Origin of the sequence: Brevundimonas nasdae, assembly GCF_019395145.1 — a bacterium.
Classification (GTDB): Bacteria; Pseudomonadota; Alphaproteobacteria; order Caulobacterales; family Caulobacteraceae; genus Brevundimonas; species Brevundimonas nasdae.
On record NZ_CP080034.1, the window covers coordinates 3,046,814 to 3,066,079 of the forward strand.

The 19,266-nt window shown below is 67.4% G+C and carries 13 protein-coding genes; 5 read left to right on the forward strand and 8 right to left on the reverse strand.

The window, feature by feature from the left end:
• Positions 1 to 26: 26 nt before the first annotated feature.
• Together KWG56_RS14875 and dapF are read right to left on the reverse strand one after the other, a co-directional pair.
• Positions 27 to 2,357 (reverse strand): NADP-dependent malic enzyme, encoded by a 2,331-nt coding sequence (locus tag KWG56_RS14875; RefSeq protein WP_219352733.1) that lies wholly within the window; start codon positions 2,355 to 2,357, stop codon positions 27 to 29.
• Positions 2,358 to 2,558: 201 nt separating this feature from the next.
• Positions 2,559 to 3,389: a diaminopimelate epimerase gene (gene dapF, locus KWG56_RS14880; protein WP_219352734.1), complete on the reverse strand. Its 831-nt coding sequence runs from the start codon at positions 3,387 to 3,389 to the stop codon at positions 2,559 to 2,561.
• A 165-nt stretch (positions 3,390 to 3,554) separates the two neighbouring features.
• On the opposite strand from dapF, the gene KWG56_RS14885 reads away from it, so the two are divergent.
• The 4 genes from KWG56_RS14885 to KWG56_RS14900 all read left to right on the forward strand — a co-directional run bounded on the left by KWG56_RS14885 (position 3,555) and on the right by KWG56_RS14900 (position 9,710).
• Positions 3,555 to 4,376: a potassium channel family protein gene (locus KWG56_RS14885; RefSeq protein WP_201098533.1), complete on the forward strand. Its 822-nt coding sequence runs from the start codon at positions 3,555 to 3,557 to the stop codon at positions 4,374 to 4,376.
• A 98-nt stretch (positions 4,377 to 4,474) separates the two neighbouring features.
• Positions 4,475 to 6,640: a prolyl oligopeptidase family serine peptidase gene (locus KWG56_RS14890; protein ID WP_219352735.1), complete on the forward strand. Its 2,166-nt coding sequence runs from the start codon at positions 4,475 to 4,477 to the stop codon at positions 6,638 to 6,640.
• Positions 6,641 to 6,696: 56 nt separating this feature from the next.
• A complete protein-coding gene (locus KWG56_RS14895; RefSeq protein WP_219352736.1) occupies positions 6,697 to 8,898 on the forward strand; it encodes a prolyl oligopeptidase family serine peptidase in 2,202 nt (733 codons plus the stop codon).
• A gap of 59 nt (positions 8,899 to 8,957) precedes the next feature.
• Positions 8,958 to 9,710, forward strand: coding sequence for a DUF1223 domain-containing protein (locus KWG56_RS14900; protein WP_219352737.1), 753 nt, complete (start codon positions 8,958 to 8,960; stop codon positions 9,708 to 9,710).
• A gap of 6 nt (positions 9,711 to 9,716) precedes the next feature.
• Here KWG56_RS14900 and KWG56_RS14905 read toward each other — a convergent pair whose 3' ends face one another.
• Positions 9,717 to 10,787: a phosphotransferase family protein gene (locus KWG56_RS14905; protein WP_219352738.1), complete on the reverse strand. Its 1,071-nt coding sequence runs from the start codon at positions 10,785 to 10,787 to the stop codon at positions 9,717 to 9,719.
• A complete protein-coding gene (glpK, locus tag KWG56_RS14910; RefSeq protein ID WP_219352739.1) occupies positions 10,780 to 12,318 on the reverse strand; it encodes a glycerol kinase GlpK in 1,539 nt (512 codons plus the stop codon). Before glpK ends, KWG56_RS14905 begins: the two co-directional genes overlap by 8 nt.
• A 163-nt stretch (positions 12,319 to 12,481) precedes the next feature.
• Between glpK and KWG56_RS14915 the strand changes: the two genes are divergently transcribed.
• Complete coding sequence (locus KWG56_RS14915) at positions 12,482 to 12,937, forward strand: MaoC family dehydratase (RefSeq protein WP_219352740.1); 456 nt, start codon at positions 12,482 to 12,484, stop codon at positions 12,935 to 12,937.
• Between the two features lie 67 nt (positions 12,938 to 13,004).
• On the opposite strand, the gene infB is transcribed toward KWG56_RS14915, so the two are convergent.
• The 4 genes from infB to rimP all read right to left on the reverse strand — a co-directional run bounded on the left by infB (position 13,005) and on the right by rimP (position 19,190).
• A complete protein-coding gene (gene infB, locus KWG56_RS14920) occupies positions 13,005 to 16,055 on the reverse strand; it encodes a translation initiation factor IF-2 (RefSeq protein WP_219352741.1) in 3,051 nt (1,016 codons plus the stop codon).
• A gap of 106 nt (positions 16,056 to 16,161) precedes the next feature.
• Positions 16,162 to 16,821 carry an RNA-binding protein gene (locus KWG56_RS14925; RefSeq protein WP_201098517.1) on the reverse strand — a complete coding sequence of 220 codons (660 nt, stop codon included), beginning with the start codon at positions 16,819 to 16,821 and terminating at the stop codon, positions 16,162 to 16,164.
• An 18-nt stretch (positions 16,822 to 16,839) separates the two neighbouring features.
• Complete coding sequence (gene nusA, locus KWG56_RS14930; protein WP_219352742.1) at positions 16,840 to 18,591, reverse strand: transcription termination factor NusA; 1,752 nt, start codon at positions 18,589 to 18,591, stop codon at positions 16,840 to 16,842.
• The gene (rimP, locus tag KWG56_RS14935) at positions 18,591 to 19,190 is read right to left on the reverse strand and encodes a ribosome maturation factor RimP (protein WP_201098513.1); all 600 of its coding nucleotides are present in this window, start codon (positions 19,188 to 19,190) and stop codon (positions 18,591 to 18,593) included. The genes nusA and rimP overlap by 1 nt, the downstream gene beginning before the upstream one ends.
• Between the last annotated feature and the right edge of the window lie 76 nt (positions 19,191 to 19,266).

The following is a 19,266-nucleotide window of genomic DNA, read 5'->3' on the forward strand; positions in this document are numbered from 1 at the left end:
CACCCGTCTGTTCGTTCAAGCCGTGATCAGCGCTCGACCAGGGCCGCAGGCGGCCGAGGCGACGAGGTCAGGCCCGTGCCCTGGAAGGCGGGTCCGGCGTCATAGGCCGCAAAGGTCGCCGCCGTGATGATTTCCGACACCGAGGCGCCCAGAGACACGATCTGCACCGGCTTCTCCAGACCGACCAGCAGCGGACCGATCAGGGTCGCCCCCTCCAGCGCCTGCACCAGCTTGGTCGAGATGGCGGCGGAGTGGATGGCGGGCATGACCAGGGTGTTGGCCGGCTTGGTCAGGCGGTTGAACGGATAGGCGGGGTGTCCCTTGGGATCCAGGGCGACCTCTGGCGGCATTTCGCCTTCATATTCGAAATCGACGCCGATCTTGTCCAGGATGCGGATGGCCTCGCGCACCTTCTCGCTGCGGTCGCCGGGCGGGTTGCCGAAGGTCGAATAGGACAGGAAGGCCACGCGCGGATTGCGGCCCAGCTTGCGCACCGTCTCGGCGGCCTTGATGGCGATTTCGGCCAGTTCCTCGGCGCCCGGCAGTTCGTGGATGGTGGTGTCGGCGACGAACAGGGTGCGGCCCTTGGCCAGCAGGATCGACAGGCCGATCAGGGTGTCGTCCACATCCAGAACGCGCTGCACTTCCTTCAGGGCCATGTTGAAGTTGCGGGTCACGCCCGCGACCATGCCGTCGGCCCGGCCCTTGGCGACCAGGGTGGCGGCGTAATAGTTGCGGTCCTGGTTGATCATCCGCTGCACGTCGCGGCGCAGATAGCCCCGACGCTGCAGTTTCTCGTACAGCCAGTCGGTGTCCTCGACATTGTGGCCCGAGACGCGGGCGTTGGTGATCTCGATGCCCATGTCGTCGAAGTTGAACCCGGCCTCGGCGGCGTTCTGACGGATCAGGTCCTCGCGTCCGACAAGGATGGGCGTGCCCAGTTCGGCCTGTTTGAAGCCCCAGGCGGCGCGGATGACGGCGGGCTCCTCGCCCTCGGCGAAGACGATGCGCTTGTCCGCCCCGCCGCGCACGGCCGAGTTGATCTTCTGCATCAGGGCCGCCGACGGATCGACGCGCGAGCGCAGGGCGTCGCGATAGGCGTCCATGTCGTCGATCTGCACGCGGGCCACGCCCGTATCCATCGCCGCCTGGGCGATGAAGGGCGGGATGTACCAGATCAGGCGCGGATCGAACGGGGTCGGGATGATGTAGTCCGGACCGAACTTCAGCTTGCGCCCGCGATAGGCGGCGGCGACCTCGTCCGGCACATCCTCGCGGGCCAGGGCCGCCAGGGCCTGGGCGCAGGCGACCTTCATCTCATGGTTCACGCGGCGCGCACGAACGTCCAGCGCGCCCCGGAACAGATAGGGGAAGGCCAGGACGTTGTTGACCTGGTTCACATAGTCCGAGCGCCCGGTGGCGATGATGGCGTCGGAGCGGACGGACTGGACGTCCTCCGGCGTGATTTCAGGGTCCGGGTTGGCCATGGCGAAGATGATCGGATTGGGCGCCATGGAGGCGACCATCTCCTTGGTGATCGCGCCCTTGGCCGACAGACCCAGCACCACGTCGGCGCCGACCATGGCCTCGGCCAGGGTGCGGAAGGGGGTGTCGGTGGCGTGGGCGGCCTTCCACTGGTCCATGCCGTGCTCGCGGCCCTTGTAGACCACGCCGTCACGGTCGCAGATGACGGTGTTTTCGGCCTTGACCCCCGCCGCCTTCATCAGGGCGATGGAGGACAGGCCCGCAGCGCCTGCGCCCGCCAGAACCACCTTGACCTCGTCCAGCCGCTTGCCCGCGATATGGACAGCGTTGATCAGGCCGGCGGTCGAGATGATGGCCGTGCCGTGCTGGTCGTCATGGAAGACGGGGATGTCCAGCAGGTCCTGCAGTTCGCTCTCGATGACGAAGCATTCCGGAGACTTGATGTCCTCCAGATTGATGCCGCCCCAGGTATCGCCGATGTTCTTGACCACGGTGATGAACTCGTCCGGATCGGTGGTCTTCACCTCGACGTCGAAGCTGTCGACGTCGGCGAAACGTTTGAACAGGACGGACTTGCCCTCCATCACCGGCTTGGAGGCCATGTGGCCCAGATTGCCCAGACCCAGGATGGCCGTGCCGTTCGAGATGACGGCGACCATGTTTCCCTTGGAGGTGTAGTCATAGGCCTTGTCCGCATCGGCGGCGATGGCCAGCACCGGCACGGCGACGCCCGGCGAATAGGCCAGCGACAGGTCGCGCTGGGTCGCCATCGGCTTGGTCGGCGCCATCGAAATCTTGCCCGGCGTCGGAATGCGGTGGAAGTCCAGCGCCTCTTCGTCGGAGAAGGTCTGTTTGTCGGTTTGATCGGGCATGATGTCGGGCGTTTCCGGGCGCGTCGTTTCTGGTTGTCTTGCCTGTTCCTAAAGCGGGCGGGAAGACGGGACAACCACAGAGCCGGGAACACGGCCTGACAGGCCGCAAAAGCAAGATCTGCGGCGGTCTGCGCGATATTTGTGCGGAAAAGGTGACCGTGCGGAAGCTGTTCGTGCGGATTGCCGCAAAAACCTGTTGGGTCAGATCGCCAGGACGCCCGTCCGCTCGATCTCCACCGGCCCCGTCATGAAGACGTGATCGGTTTCGGCGTCCCAGTCGATGACCATTTCGCCGCCGTCCACAACCACCGTCGCCCTGCGTTCCGTCAGGCCGCGCCGGGCGGTGGCGACCAGGGCGGCGCAGGCGCCGGTGCCGCACGCCTTGGTCAGGCCCGCGCCCCGCTCCCAGACGCGCAGGCGGATATGGTCGCGGTCCAGCACGTTTGCGAAACCGACATTGACCCCTTCGGGAAACAGGGGGTGATGCTCGACCAGAGAACCCGAGCCGGTGACGAAGGCGTCGTCCTGGCGGTCGGTGAAGAAGACCACATGCGGATTGCCCATCGAGACGGCGCCCGGCGTGTGCAGGACCGGCGCGTCGATGGGGCCGACCTGAAGCTCGATATTGCGGGTGTCCATCTCCTCGGACATCGGCACCTGGGCCCAGTCCAGACGCGGCTTGCCCATGTCCACGGTGACGCGGTGGTCCCCTGCGCGGGTCGCGGTGGCCGGGCCGCCCGCCGTGTCGATCACGACCCGGTCTGAGCCATTGGCCTGCATCAGCAGCCAGCCGACGCAGCGCAGGGCGTTGCCACAGGTCTCGACCATCGAGCCGTCTGCGTTCCACACCCGCATGAAGGCGTCGGCGCTGTCGGACGGCTCGATCGCGATCAGCTGGTCGAACCCCTCGCCCGAGGCGCGCTCGCCCAGCGCCCGCACCTGATCGACAGTGGGGTTGAAGGGCTGCTCCAGCGCATTGACGACGACGAAGTCGTTGCCGGCGCCGTTCATCTTGACGAAGGGACGGGTCATGCTGAGCCATATAGGCGCGCTGGCGGCGCTGCGCGATCCCCTTGTTCTTCGGCATCTGCAACCAGGCCGGCTGCGGGCGGACGCTGTAAGCATTGGACACCAGGGGCGGCGCGCTGTTCAGTGGCGGTTCGCCGGGCCGCGTGTTCGGAGCGAAGGAAGGTCCAGTTGGCCCAAAAGAAAACCGAGGCGGGAACCGGCGCGGATGCCGAACCCAGAGGCGAGGGCCTGCGTCTGCGGACCTGGCTGCGCTACCTCTATCACGGCTCACGCCCGCTGGCGGTCAAGTTCCGCCTGGCGGTGATCGTGGTCGACGTGGCCATCATCGCCTTCTTCCTGGCCTCGCCGATCCTGAAGAACATGGGCTGGGCCTTCTATGTTCTGGACTATGTGATCGCGGCCCTGCTGGCGGCGGACCTGGCGGCGCGGGCCTATGCCTACGCCGACATCAAGGACTGGCTGAAGCGGCCCATCGTCTGGGTGGACCTGTTCGTGCTGGCGACCCTGCTGTTCCCGGCCTGGCTGTTCAACCTGGGTTTCCTGCGGATGCTGCGGCTGTGGACCCTGCTGAACTCGGACTTCTTCTGGCGCACCGTGGGCCACAGGTTCGATGACACGCGGGTCGAGGGGATCGTCCGCGCCATGGCCAATCTGGTCACCTTCGTCTTCGTGGCCACCGGCTTCGTCTATGCGACCTTCCTGGGGCACGAAGGGATCGCGGGCTATGTCGACGCCCTCTATTTCACGGTGGCGACCCTGACGACGACGGGGTTCGGCGACGTGACCCTGCCAGGGCCGACGGGCAAGCTGCTGTCCATCGCCATCATGCTGGTGGGGATCACCCTGTTTTTGCGCCTGGCCCAGGCCCTGATCAAACCAGCCAAGGTGTCCTATCCGTGCGACCGCTGCGGCCTACACAAGCACGACGCCGACGCCGTCCACTGCAAGGCCTGCGGCAATCTGCTCTGCATCCCGGACGAGGGTTCGTAATAGGGATCATGACAATGTCGTAACCTTTGGGGCGGTCGCTTGCCGCCCCGGCGCCCGTCGTTAAGGTGCGTACAACCTAACATTTCGGGATTCATTGCATGATCCGTTCGTCCGCCGCCGTTCTCGCGGCTCTTCTCGCCTCCACCAGTCTGACCTCGATCGCCATGGCCCAAACCCCGACTTCGGCGCCTGCCGCCTCCACCGGCTTCGCGACCAGCGAGGCGACCGATCCCTATGTCTGGCTGGAGGATGTCGAGGGCGAGCGGGCGATGGAATGGGTGCGCGCCCATAACGCCCATTCGCTGGGCGTTCTGCAGGGCGACCCCCGCTATGAGACCCTGCACCAGCAGGCGCTGGAGATCGTGCAGTCGCGCGACCGCATCCCGTCGCCCGGCTTCACCCATGACGGCCATATCGACAACTTCTGGCAGGACGCCGAACACGTCCGCGGCATCTGGCGTCGCACGACGCTGGACAGCTACCGCACGGCGGCGCCCCAGTGGGAGACGATCCTGGACTTCGACGCCCTGTCCACGGCCGAGGGCGCCAACTGGGTCTATAAGGGCTCGACCTGCCTGCAGCCCGAAGAGCGCTACTGCCTGATCAGCCTGTCGAACGGCGGCAAGGATGCGGTGACCCTGCGCGAGTTCGACAGCGTCGAGCGCAAATTCGTCGAGGGCGGCATCGTCCTGCCGGAATCCAAGGGCGGCGCCGACTGGATCGACAAGGACACGCTTCTGGTGTCGCGCGACTTCGGCCCCGGCACCCTGACCGATTCCGGCTATCCGATGGTGGTCAAGCGCCTGAAGCGCGGACAGACGCTGGAGCAGGCCGAAACCCTGTTCACCGGCGAACCGAGCGATGTTTCGGTGTCCGCCTACACCCTGCGCGACGCCGACGGGGTGCTGAAGGCCACCCTGATCAACCGCGCCATCGACTTCTATTCGTCCGAGACCTGGCGTGTGGAGAGCGACGGAACCCTGGTGCGCCTGCCGCTGCCGGCCAAGTCGGACATCGACGGCCTGGTCGACGGCCGCCTGATCGTGACGGTCAAGGAGAACTGGACCGCGCCCTCGGGTCAGGCCTTCCAGACCGGCGACGTCATCGCCTGGCCGCTGGACGCCTGGCTGGCCGATCCCAAGACCATGGCCCAGGTGGTGCTGCGCCCGACCGAGCGTCAATCGGTCGAATCCATCCGCGCCACCCGCCATCATCTGGTGGTCGCCCTTTATGAGAACGTGCGCGGTTCGGTGCGCGTCTATCAGCCCGGCGACTGGTCCTATTCGACCCTGGACCTGCCGCAGAACGTCTCGGTTGGCGTCGGCTCGGCGTCCGAGCAGGATGACAAGGTCTTCGTCAGCGTCACCGGCTATCTGAACCCGTCCAGCCTGTGGCTGGCCGATGCGTCGACCGGCGCGGTCGAGCAGGTCAAGTCCATGCCCGCCAAGTTCGACGCGACCGGCATGACGGTGGACCAGCACGAGGCCCGATCCGCCGACGGCACGATGATCCCCTATTTCGTGGTCCATAAGTCGGCCATGCCGCTGGATGGATCGAACCCGACCCTGCTGTACGGCTATGGCGGGTTCCAGAGCTCGCTGCTGCCCGGCTATTCGGCGACGGTGGGCAAGCTGTGGCTGGAGCGCGGCGGCGTCTATGTCATCGCCAACACGCGCGGCGGCGGCGAGTTCGGCCCCCGCTGGCACGAGGCGGCCCTGCAGCAGAACCGCCAGCGCGCGCATGAGGACTTCCAGGCCGTGGCCCTGGACCTGATCGCCCGCAACATCACCAGCCAGCCCAAGCTGGGCATCATGGGCGGCTCGCAGGGCGGGCTGTTCATGGGGGCGATGCTGACCCAGCGCCCGGACCTGATCAACGCCGCCGTCATCCAGGTGCCCCTGTTCGACATGCTGCGCTTCCACAAGCTGTTGGCGGGCGCGTCGTGGATCGGCGAATACGGCAACCCGGACATCCCCGAGCAACGCGCCTGGATCGAGCAGTATTCGCCCTATCAGAACCTGCGCGCGGGCCAGCCCTATCCCGAGGTCTTCATCCACACCTCGACCAAGGACGACCGCGTCCACCCCGGCCACGCCCGCAAGGCGGCGGCGCGTCTGGAGGAACTGGGCTATCCGGTCCTGTTCTATGAGAACACCGACGGCGGCCACGCGGCGGGCGCGAATCTGCGCGAGACCGCGCGGCGTCTGGCGCTGGAATACACCTATCTGTCGCGCCGTCTGATGGACACGCCCGCCCAACAATAGGTTCTTTATGTCCTCCCCCGCAGCGCGGGGGAGGATCATCGAAGCGGAGTTTTTGAATGCGTCACCTGATCCTGTCCGCCGCCATTCCAGCGCTGCTCTTGGCCGCCGCGCCGGCGCTGGCCCAGAACGCCGCCTCGGGGGCTTCGTCCGCCGCCAGCCGCACGCCCGCGCCCCACTTCCCGCGCGACCTGTCGCCAGCCGGCGTCGCAGCGGCGGACGATCATCTGGCGCTGGAGCAGGTGGACGGCGCCGAGGCCATGGCCTTTGTCGCCGAGGAGAACAGGAAATCTCTGGCCGTCCTGACCGGCGACCGACGCTATGAAACCTTCCGCCGTGAGGCGGAGGCCATCCTGACCGCGACTGACCGCATCCCCACGCCCCGCTTCCTGGGGGATGGGATCGCCAACTTCTGGCAGGACGCGGCCAATCCCAAGGGGGTGTGGCGCCGCACGACGCTGGCCAGCTATCGCACCGCCAATCCGCAGTGGGAGACCCTGCTCGACATCGACGCCCTGTCGAAAGCCGAAGGCAAGGACTGGGTGTTCAAGGGCGCCGACTGCCTGGCGCCGGACGAGACCCGCTGCCTGATCAGCCTGTCCGACGGCGGCAAGGACGCCGTGGTTGTGCGCGAGTTCGACACCACGACTAAACGGTTCGCCGCCGACGGCTTCAGCCTGCCCGAGGGCAAGCACCGCATCGAATGGCTGGACCGCGACACCCTGCTGGTCGCCACGGATTTCGGCGCCGGAACCCTGACGGAGTCGGGCTATCCCTTCATCGTCAAGACGCTGAAGCGCGGCCAGACCCTGGCCCAGGCGGTCGAGGTCTATCGCGGCGATCAGTCCGACGGCGGATACGGCGTCAGCCCGTCCGTCTATCGCGACAAGGACGGCAAAGTCACCGCCGTCATCATCACCCGCCCGCTGGACACCTTCCGATCCGAGACCTGGGGCGTGGCGCATGACGGCAAGACGCAGAAGCTGAACCTGCCGGAGCGTGTCGGCGTCTATGGCGTGATTGATGGTCGTCTGGTCTTCTCGCCGGACCAGGCCTGGAGCTTCGACGGTCAGGATTATCTCGCCGGATCTCTGCTGGCCCTGCCGCTGGGCGTGCTGGGGCAGACACGTCTGGACATCCACATCGGTCGAGACACCGCAGTCATCTTCCAGCCGACCGCGCGCCAGGCCCTGCAGGACGTCGCCGTCCTGTCCGACGCCGTGGCCGCCGCCGTGACCGACAATGTGGCGGGGGCGCTGACGCGTTTCCGTTTCGAGGGGCAGGGTTGGACGGCGACGTCGATCAATGTTCCTGCGAACCTCGCCGTCAGTCTAGGCGATGCCTCCAAATCGCGCGGCGAGGTCTTCGTCTCGACCCAGGGCTTCCTCGTGCCGCCGACCCTGAGCCTGGCCAATGTCGGCGCGGCGACCCTGACCGAGCTGAAATCCGCCCCGGCCAAGTTCGACGCCTCGCGCGACATCACCGAACAATATGAGGCGACATCGAGCGACGGGACGAAGATTCCCTATTTCATCACCCGTCCGCGCGACATGAAGCTGGACGGGTCGAACCCGACCATCATGCTGGGCTACGGCGGTTTCCAAGTCAGCCTGAACCCGGCCTACAAACCCGAAATGGGCAAGCTGTGGCTGGAGCGGGGCGGCGTCTTCGTTCAGGCCAATATCCGCGGCGGCGGCGAGTTCGGTCCCGACTGGCACCAGGCGGCCCTGAAGGAGAACCGCCAGCGCGCCTTCGACGACTTCGCCGCCGTGGCCCGCGATCTGGAGCAGCGCGGCGTCACCACCCCGCGCCGTCTGGGCATATACGGCCGCTCGAACGGCGGCGTGCTGACCTCGGTGTCCATCACCCAGCACCCGGAGCTGTTCAATGCGGCGGTGATCGAAAGCCCGCTGGTCGATATGCTGCGCTATCAGGACCTGCCCGCGGGCGCCTCGTGGATCGGCGAATACGGCGACCCGCGCATTCCCGCCGACGCCGCCTTTATCGCCCGCTATTCGGCCTATCAGCAGCTGCGCCCCGGCGCCGCCTATCCGCGCGTCTATCTGACCACCAACACCCGTGACGACCGCGTCCATCCCGGTCATGCGCGCAAGTTCGCCGCGCGTCTGGGCGACCTGGGCTATGACCACCTCTATTACGAAGACACAGCGGGCGGTCACTCCAACGACGCCGATCCGGTGGCCAACGCCCGCCGCTGGGCCCGCCACTATGTCTATCTGTCGCAACAGCTGATGGACTGAGCGCACTCTCACGCACTTATGAGGCGCTCTGGCGAATAGCGAAGTCTAAGAACGGGACCATGAGAACCACGGGCTGGGTCATTGCGGGCACGGTGATAGCGGGCGCCCTTCTGTCGATGGGCGCCTCGGCCCAGCCGACGGGAACGCGCGCGGCCCTGACCCGGCACGCCGCCAGCAACGGCCCGCCCGTGGTGATCGAACTGTTCACCGCCCAGGGCTGCGGCAGCTGCATCGAGGCCAATGCGGCGGTCGAGCGCGCGGCGGGCGATCCGGGCGTGATCGCCCTGACTTACGGCGTCGACTACTGGGACTATCTGGGATGGACCGACACCTTCGCCCAGCCCAAATTCTCGGAGCGCCAGCGGGCCTATCGCTCGGCCCTGCGGCTGCGCGGCGTCTCGACCCCGGAAGTGGTCATCGACGGCCGCCGCCAGATGTCAGGCGCCCGCGCCGCCGAGCTGGAAGCCGCCATCGGCGAGGAGGCCAGCCGCCTGAACTGGCCGCCCCAGATCGAGTTCCGTGAGACCGGCAACCGCGTCGGCGTCGGTTCGGGCCGCGCGCCCGCAGGCGGCGCCGAGGTGATCGCCGTCACCTACACGCCCGGCCCCCAGGTGGTTCAGGTGCGGACCGGCGAGAACCGGGGCCAGTCGGTGCGCCACATCAATGTGGTGCGCGACATCAAACGCCTGGGCGACTGGCGCGGCCGCCCGGTCCTGTTCCACCTGCCCCACGCCACGGAGGGAGAGGCCGTCGTCGTCCTGGTCCAGTCCAAGGACAGCCGTCAGATCATAGGCGCGGCCGCGCAGGACTGACGGGCCTCAGGCCCCCGCCTTCTTCGCAAATCCCCAGGCCGCGTCGCTGAGCGCACCGACCTGGGCGGCCATGGTCCTGGCGTGGGCGCTGGCGGCGGTGCCGTCGCGGACCCGGCCCGCGATGCCCTGACAGATGGCCGACAGGCGGAACAGGTTATAGGCGTACAGCCAGTCCAGATTGGCGGGTTTCAGGCCCGTCCGGGCGGCATAGCGTTCGACCGTCTCCTCGACTGAAGGAATGCCCAGGGCCTCGAGGTCGGCGCCCGCCAGACCATTGCGCAGACTGGCCGGAATGGCCCAGCCGATCAGCAGATAGGAGAAGTCGGCCATCGGGTCGCCCAGGGTCGACAGCTCCCAGTCCAGCACGGCGCGCACCTCAGCCCGGTCAGGCGCCAGGATCATATTGTCCAGACGGAAGTCGCCGTGGACGATGCGGCTGGGCCCCTCGGGCGGCAGGCTTTCGGGCAGGAAGGCGATCAGCCGGTCCATGGAGGCGATCGGCTCGATCTCGGACGCGCGATACTGTTTGGTCCAGCGTCCGACCTGGCGGGCGAAATAATTGCCCGCCTTGCCATAGTCCGCCAGGCCGATGGCGTCGGGATCAAAGGCGTGCAGGGCCGCCAGGGTGTCGGTCTGGGCCTCATAGATGGCGCGCCGCTCCGGCGGGGTCAGGCCGGGCAGTTTCAAATCCCAGAAGATGCGGCCCTCGACCTTGTCCATGACATAGAACATCGAGCCGATGACGGCATCGTCCGTGCACAGAGCATAGGATCGGGCGACAGGGAAACCCTGCGCCGCCAGGGCTGAAATGACCTGGAACTCTCGGTCCACGGCATGGGCGCTGGGCAGCAGGACGCCCGGCGGCTTGCGACGCAGCACATAGGCGGCGGTCGGGGTGGTCAGCTCATAGGTCGGGTTCGACTGACCGCCCTTGAACTGGCGCACCGTCAAAGGCCCGGCGTAACCCGCGACATTCTCGGCCATCCAGGCGTCGAGCGCCGCCTCGTTCAGCTGATAACGCGGATCGACATCGCGCGTGCCGGAAAAGGCGGATTGGGCGTCCAGGGTCTCAGTCATTCACATCCTCCGCCGTCCCGTCTTCAGCGGGGTCGTGCGCTGCAACAATGGCGGCCTTCACGGCCCGACGCCAGCCCGAAAGCAGCCGTTTGCGCTCATCCGCCGTCATGCGCGGGGTCCAGCGCGCGGGGGCTTCCGCAGGGTGAGCCTCCAGATCAGGGATCAGGCCGACGCCGAATGCGGCCAGACGCGCCGCCCCCAGGGCCGTCATTTCCTGAAAGGCCGGACGCTCCACCACCACGTCGCAGATGTCGGCGACGAACTGCATGGCGAAGCTGTTGGCGGTGACGCCGCCGTCCACCTTCAGCGTCTTCAGCGTGGGCGCGCCGTCGGCGGCGAGCGCGTCCAGCAGATCGCGGGTCTGATAGGCCAGGGCCTCCAGCGCGGCGCGGACGAAATGGGCCGGCCCGGCGTCGCGCGTCAGTCCGACGACGGTTCCGCGCGCCTGCGGCTCCCACCAGGGCGCGCCCAGGCCGGTGAAGCCCGGCACCAGATAGACCCCGCCATTGTCCGGCAGGCTCTGGGCCATGGCCTCGGACTGGCGCGATTCCGAAATCAGCTTGACCCCGTCCCTCAGCCACTGGATCGCCGATCCCGCCGAGAAGATCGACCCCTCCAGCGCATAGGCCGTCTGGTCCGCCGCCGCATAGCCCAGCGTGCCCAGAAGCCGTCGGGTCGAGATCACCGGCTGGTCCCCGACATTGGCCATCAGGAAGGCGCCGGTGCCATAGGTGATCTTGGCGTCGCCGGGCTTCAGCGCGCCATGCCCGACCAGGGCCGCCTGCTGGTCTCCCGCCGATCCGGCGATGGGCAGAGCGCGTCCGAACAGCTCGGCCTCGCTTTCACCGACCACCTCGGCGCAGCCCGCGATGCGCGGCAGGGCGGCGCGCGGAACCTGGAACAGGGCGCACAGATCGTCGCGCCATTGCAGCGTCTTCAGATCAACCAGCGAGGTGCGCGAGGCGTTGGAGGCGTCGGTCGCATGTTCGCGCCCGTGGGTCAGTTTCCAGATCAGCCAGCTGTCGATGGTGCCCAGCTTCACCTCGCCTTTTTCGGCCCGCTCCCGCGATCCGGGCACGGCGTCCAGCAGCCAGGCGAACTTGGTCGCCGAGAAATAGGGATCCAGGATCAGGCCCGTGGCCTGTTGGACGGCGGCCTCATGGCCTTCCGCCGCCAGACGGCTGGTCACGGCGGCGGTGCGGCGGTCCTGCCAGACGATGGCCCGGTGCAGGGGTTCGCCCGTCGCAGCATCCCAGGTCACCGCCGTTTCACGCTGGTTGGTGATGCCGATGGCGGCGAACCGGCTGACCCCGCCCGCCTTGCGGATCACCTCGCGGCAGGTCTGGAGCGTGGCGGACCAGATTTCGGCGGCGTCATGCTCGACCCAGCCGGAGCGGGGGAAATGCTGGGCCAGTTCGATCTGGCTGACGGCGACGGGGCGCAGGTCGGAGGGCTGATCCCCCGAAGTCAGTTGAAAGGCGATGGCTCGGGTCGAGGTGGTGCCCTGGTCGATGGCGAGGATCAGGCTCATCAGCGGTTCCCATGCGAAGCGGCGGCGATGCGGACCTGATCGGAGCATAGGACGAAGGCGGGGGCCAGCGCCTTGGGCCGCTTGCGGCCATCCGCCCTTTTCTTCGCGGCGCAGGACGTTAAATCTGACGGCTTCGTACAGATTGGAACAAGGGGAGACGCACATGACCAAGCCCAGAGAACTGGCGGGCCTGATCGGCCAGGAGGTCGGGGTTTCGAAATGGATCGAGGTCACCCAGGCGCGCATCGACGCCTTCGCCGACTGCACTGAAGACCATCAGTTCATCCATGTGGACCCGCAGGCCGCCAAGGCCACGCCGTTCGGCGGGACCATCGCACACGGCTTCCTGACCCTCAGCCTGGCCTCGGCCATGAGCTATGACGCCGTGCCGCCGCTGGAGGGCGTGGTGATGGGGGTCAACTACGGCTTCGACAAGCTGCGCTTCCTGGCGCCCGTGCCCGCGGGATCGAAGGTGCGGGGCCGGTTCAAGCTGCTGGCCGCCGACGACAAGGGTGGCGGCCGCTGGCTGCTGAAGCACGAACTGACCGTCGAGATCGAAGGCGCCGACAAGCCCGCCCTGATCGCCGAATGGCTGGGGATGCAGATGGTCGGCGGCTGACCCGCCGCCAAACCCGTCCGTCAAAGAAAAAAGGCCCGGAACCTGAGTTCCGGGCCTTTCGTCTGTTCTAGTCCAAGGTGCGCTTGATCTCTTCGACCGTGAAGCACTCGATGTAGTCGCCTTCCTTGATGTCCTGGAAGCCCTGGAACTGCATGCCGCACTCCTGGCCCGAGGGCACCTCGTTGACCTCGTCCTTGAAGCGTTTGAGCGTGTTGAGCACGCCCAGCTCCAGCACCACCACGTCGTCGCGGATGATACGGACGCGGGCGCCCTTGCGCACGACGCCTTCGGTGACGCGGCAACCGGCGATCTTGCCGATCTTGGAGATGTCGAACACCTGCAGGACGGCCGCGTTGCCCAGGAAGGTTTCCCGTTGCAGCGGCGCCAGCATGCCCGACAGCACGCCCTTAATGTCATCCAGCAGGTCGTAGATGATCGAATAGTAGCGGATCTCGACGCCCTCGCGGTCGGCCAGATCACGCGCCTGTTTCGACGCACGAACATTGAAGCCCAGGATCGGCGCACCGGCCGACTTGGCCAGGTTGACGTCGCTCTCGGTGATGCCGCCAGCGCCGGAATAGACCGTACGGGCGCGCACTTCGTCCGTGCCCATCTTGTCCAGCGAACCCACGATGGCTTCGGCTGAACCCTGCACGTCCGCCTTGATGACGACCGGCAGCTCCGAGGCCTTCTTCGTACCCAGCTTGGCCATCATGTCGACCAGCGACACCGAACCACCCGAGACCTGGGCCTTCTCACGCTTCACGCGCTGACGGTATTCTGTCAGCTCGCGGGCGCGGGCTTCGGAATCCACGACGGCGAAGACGTCGCCCGGAGACGGGGCTTCGTCCAGACCCAGGATCTCGACCGGAACCGACGGACCGGCTTCGGTCAGCTGTTCGTTGCGCTCGTTCAGCAGGGCGCGGACCTTGCCCCACGAACCGCCGGCGACGACGATGTCGCCGCGTTTCAGCGTGCCGCGCTTGACCAGGACGGTGCCGACGGGGCCGCGGCCCTTGTCCAGCTTGGCCTCGATGACCACGCCTTCCGCCGAACGGTCGGGGTTGGCGCGCAGGTCCATGACCTCGGCCTGGACCAGGATGGCCTCAAGCAGGCCGTCCAGGTTTGTGCGGTTCTTGGCCGACACCTCGATGATCTGGGTTTCGCCGCCCAGGCTCTCGGCGATCACCTCGTACTGCAGCAGTTCGTTGACCACCTTCAGCGAGTTAGCGTCCGGCTTGTCGATCTTGTTCACCGCCACGATCAGGGGCGCATTGGCGGCCTTGGCGTGCTGGATGGCTTCGATCGTCTGCGGCATGACGCCGTCGTCGGCGGCGACGACCAGCACCACGATGTCGGTCACATTGGCGCCGCGCGCCCGCATGGCCGAGAAGGCGGCGTGGCCCGGGGTGTCCAGGAAGGTGACCTTCTGGCCGTCTTCCAGACGCACCTGATAGGCGCCGATGTGCTGGGTGATGCCGCCGGCTTCGCCGCCCGCCACATCCGTGGTGCGCAGCGCGTCCAGAAGCGAGGTCTTGCCGTGGTCGACGTGGCCCATGATGGCCACGACCGGGGCGCGGGTTTCGGTGGCGATCTCGTCGTCGGCCTCGGCGATGAAGCCGGTTTCGACGTCGGATTCCGACACGCGACGCACGGCCATGCCGAATTCTTCAGCCACCAGTTCGGCGGTGTCGGAATCGATCACGTCGTTGATCTTCATCATCATGCCCTGACGCATCAGGAATTTGATGATGTCGACGCCGCGGACGGCCATCCGGTTGGACAGCTCCTGCACGGTGATGACGTCGGGAATGACCACTTCGCGCGGACGGTTCGGCGCGTCGGTCGAGCCGCCCTTGCGCTTTTCCTTCTCGCGTTCGCGGGCCCGGCGGACCGAAGCCAGCGAGCGCATGCGCTCGGCGGCGTCGCCGTCGCCGACCACCGACTGGATGGTCATGCGGCCTTCGCGGCGCTTGGGCTCGCCGCGCGTGCGGCTGACCGCCTTGCCGGCGTCGGAGAAACGCTTGTCGCGATCGTCGTCACGGCCGACCGGACGGCCGAAGCCGGCGCCGGGGGCGCGGCTGGGGCGCGCCACTTCGGGCGTTGCTGGGGGCGCGTTCGGTGCGGCGCGGCCGCCAGGGCCGGAGCGCGCGCCGCCAGGACGGGCCGCACCCGGCGCCGGGCGCGGGTTCAGCGCCGAATAGCGGACGGGCTCCGCCGGCTTGGCGCCTTGCGGACGCTGGCCGCTGGGGCCGGAACGCGTGTTTTGCGCACGATCACCCTGCGGGCGTTCGTTCTGCGGACGATCCGTATAGGAACGCTCGCCGCCGCCCATCGCCTGTTCACGGGCCGAACGGCCGCCGAAGGCGGGACGTTCAGCCGGAGCACGCTGCGGGTTGCCGGGCTTGGGCACACGCTGGCCGAAGTTGACCACGGGCCGCGCCGGACGGGCCGGAGCCGCAGGGGCTGCGGGCGCCGGGGTCTGGGTCGCGGTCGGGGCGGCAGGGGCCGGAGTCGGCGCGGGCGTCGGCGCCGCTGCGACAGGCGCAGCAGGCTTGGGCGCGGGTTTGGCCGGTGTCGGTGCGGCTGCGGCCAGCTTGGCGGCCTCGGCGCGCGCGGCGTCAGCGGCGGCCTTGGCGGCGGCGGCTTCTTCGCGGGCGGCCTGTGCGGCGCGCTCGGTGGCGGCGGCCTGTTCGCGGGCGGCGTTCTCGGCCGCCAGCTTGGCGGCGGCGGCGGCGCGCTCACGTTCGGCGTTGGCCTGCGTCGCCATGGCGATGGCGCGGCGACGCGCTTCCTGCTCCTCGGGCGACAGGGCGCCGCCGGCGGGTTGCGGCGAGCGCTGACCCTGCGGGCGCGACTGCGACTGCTGCGGACGCGCGACATCGAAGCCCTGGGGACGTTGCGGTCCGCCAGCGCCGGGACGGCGCTTGGTTTCGACCACCACCGTCTTGGATCGGCCATGGCTGAAGCTCTGCTTCACGGTCCCGGTCGAAACCGATCCCGCAGCGCGCGGCTTAAGGCTCAGCGGAGCGCGCGGCCCCGACTGGGACGGCGTGCCGCCCTGATTGCCTTGTCCGGCGCCTGGGCCTTGGTTGGTCTTGTCGTTTTCGTCGCTCATCCGGTCGCTTTACTAGGGGCGGAAAAGCCCGCCGTCGTCTCAATACCCATGAACGACCGTGAGCCCGTCTCCGCCCTTGGAGACAGGCCCTCGGCCGTCAAAATCCTCAGCTCGCCCCTATCGGGGTTGCTCCCGCCGATCCGTCCTCGCCACCGGGAACATCCCAGTGAGGGGGGCGAAGCGGCCGAAATCCGGCCAGTCGTTCGACCTCAATGGTCCACCGATCGGCCCTTCCGCCCGCAAGCAGGACGGCGTGTATCGCATTTTCCAGCCCAAGGGCCAAACTCAAATCGTCCGCCGTGAAGGCGCCGCAGATCTTGGAGGTCTGATGGCGGGCCAATGCGAGGATTTTGCCACGCCCGTCGGCGGAGCCGTCGGCGGCTTCCAGCACCCAGGCGGCCTTGCCGGAACGGATGCTCGCGGCGGACTTTTCGAAGCCGGATATAAGCACGCCTTCGCGCCGGGCAAGACCCAGCTGGTCGAGACAGCGCTTCACCAGCAACCGTTCGACGACATCGGCCAGGTCGGCCGGGGCGGTCAGTTTTGTCTTGGCCGAGCGGGTGAAGCCGTTTTTCTTGACCGCCGCCTCGACGGAGGCGCGGCTGGCTTCGACCCACAGGCCGCGTCCGGGCAGTTTCCTGCCCAGGTCGGGGACCACCTGGCCATCAGGCCCGGCGACGAAACGGATCAGGCGAGATTCATCCATGACCTCGTGCGAAACGAGGTCCCGGCGTTCTCTATCGATCGTTGCGTCGCGCAAGCTCATGTACGGCCAGGTCTCCCATCACGCGTTCGACGGTTCGGAGGCGTCCTCGTCGAGGACCTCCGCATCGTCGGCTGCGTCGTCTGCATCATCGGCCGAAGCTTCGCCGAACACCTGGTCCGGGTCGTATTCGCCCTCGGCGTATTCGCCGTCTTCCTCGAACTCTTCCGGCTCGGGCTGTGGCAGCTCCGAGGCGTCGATCCAGCCTGCGGCGACGCGCGCCTGCAGGATCAGCAGCTCGGCGTCTTCCTGGGCCAGGTTGAAGCTTTCCAGAACGCCCGGGACCTTCACCCGTTCGCCGTTCTTGACTTCATAGCCGCCGCGGATTTCGTCGGTGGCCAAGTCGGCCAGATCCTCGACCGTCTTCACGCCGCCTTCGCCCAGGGCGACGGCGATGGCCAGGGTCACGCCCGGCACCTGAAGCACGCCGTCCTCGACGCCCAGTTCGACGCGCTTGGCGTCCAGCTCGGCGGTCTTGCGGTCCAGGAAGTCGCGGGCGCGGGCCTGCAACTCCTCGGCGGTTTCCTCGTCGAAGCCTTCGATCTCGGCGACTTCGTAAGCGTCGACATAGGCCAGGTCTTCGACCGTGGCGAAGCCTTCGGTGACCAGCAGCTGGGCGATGACCTCGTCCACGTCCAGGGCTTCCTGGAACAGGCTGGTGCGCTCGCTGAACTCGCGCTGACGGCGCTCAGAATCCTGGGCCTCGGTGATGATGTCGATCTGCCAGCCGGTCAGCTGCGACGCCAGACGGACGTTCTGGCCGCGGCGGCCGATGGCCAGCGACAGCTGTTCGTCCGGCACGACCACTTCCACGCGGCCGGCTTCTTCGTCGAGCACGACCTTGGAGACTTCGGCCGGAGCCAGGGCGTTGACGATGAAGGTCGGCTCGTCCGGGTTCCACTGGATGATGTCGATCTTCTCGCCCTGCAGTTCGGCGACGACCGCCTGAACGCGCGAGCCGCGCATGCCGACGCAGGCGCCGACCGGGTCGATGGAGCTGTCGTTGGACAGGACGGCCATCTTGGCGCGCGAGCCGCTGTCGCGGGCCGCGGCGCGGATTTCGATCACGCCGTCGTAAACTTCCGGCACTTCCTGCGCGAACAGCTTGGCCATGAAGCCCGGATGGGCGCGCGACAGCATGACCTGCGGCCCCTTGGCCTCGGGCCGGACGTCGTAGATGTAGGTGCGGATGCGGTCGCCGATGTTGAACACTTCGCGCGGGATGGACTGGTCGCGGCGCATGACGCCCTCGCCCCGGCCCAGATCGACGATGGTGTTGCCGTATTCGACGCGCTTGACCGTGCCGTTGACGATCTCGCCGACGCGATCCTTGAACTCTTCGTACTGGTTGGCGCGCTCGGCTTCACGGACCTTGCCGGTCACGACCTGGCGGGCCATCTGGGTCTGGACGCGGCCGAACTCGAACGGCGGCAGGTGTTCGACATATTCCTTGCCGACTTCCGCTTCCGGGTCGCGCTTGGAGGCGTCGGTCAGGCGCACCATGGCGCTGTCGTTGAACTCTTCCAGCTCGTCTTCCGGCATCCAGTCGTCGGCGACGATGGTGACGTGGCGGGTCAGCGACAGTTCGCCGGTCTTGTGGTCGATCTTGGCGCGGATGTCGTGGTGGGCGCCGTAACGCGACTTGGCGCCCTTCTGGATCGCCTCCTCGATCGCCTCGATGACGATTTCACGGTCGATGTTCTTCTCGCGCGCGACCGCGTCCGCGATCTGCAGCAGTTCGAGGCGGTTGGCGGAAATACCGGTGACGGCCATCAGGCGTTGTCCTCAGAAGGGGTCGTGGTGTCGGTTTCAGTGTCAGCGACGTCGCCTTCCGGCAGGCCGTCGTCTTCGGGTTCGCCACGCGCAGCGCGAATGGCGGCGCCCCGTTTCATCAGGGCGTCGGTCAGAACCAGTTTGGCGTCGCTGATCCAGTCGAACGGGATCAGGGCGGTGTCTTCCTCGCCGTCCAGGTCGATCAGGACGTTGTCGTCTTCGAACCCGGCCAGCACGCCCTTGAACCGCTTGCGGCCCTCGATCATGCGGTCGGTCTCCAGACGGGCCTCCTCGCCCTCGAACAGCTCGAAGTCGATGGGACGGGTCAGAGGGCGGTCGATGCCGGGCGACGAGACTTCCAGCAGATATTCGCCGGCGATGGGATCAGAGGCGTCGAACACCTCGGACACCGCGCGGCTCAGCTTGGCGCATTGTTCGACCGAGATGTCGTGATCGGTCGGGCGCTCGGCCATGATCTGCAGGCGCTGGCGCTTGGAGCCGGACATCAGGCGGATGCGCACGACGTCGAGGCCGAGCGACTCTGCAATAGGGTCGATCAGCTCAAGCAGTTGGCGGTCCTGGGCGGTTTTTGCGCGCAAGCGTCGAATATCCAAAACAAAAGCGGCGGTCCGTCCGGGCCGCCGCTTGGAACGACGCCGTTGGACGCCGGTCTAA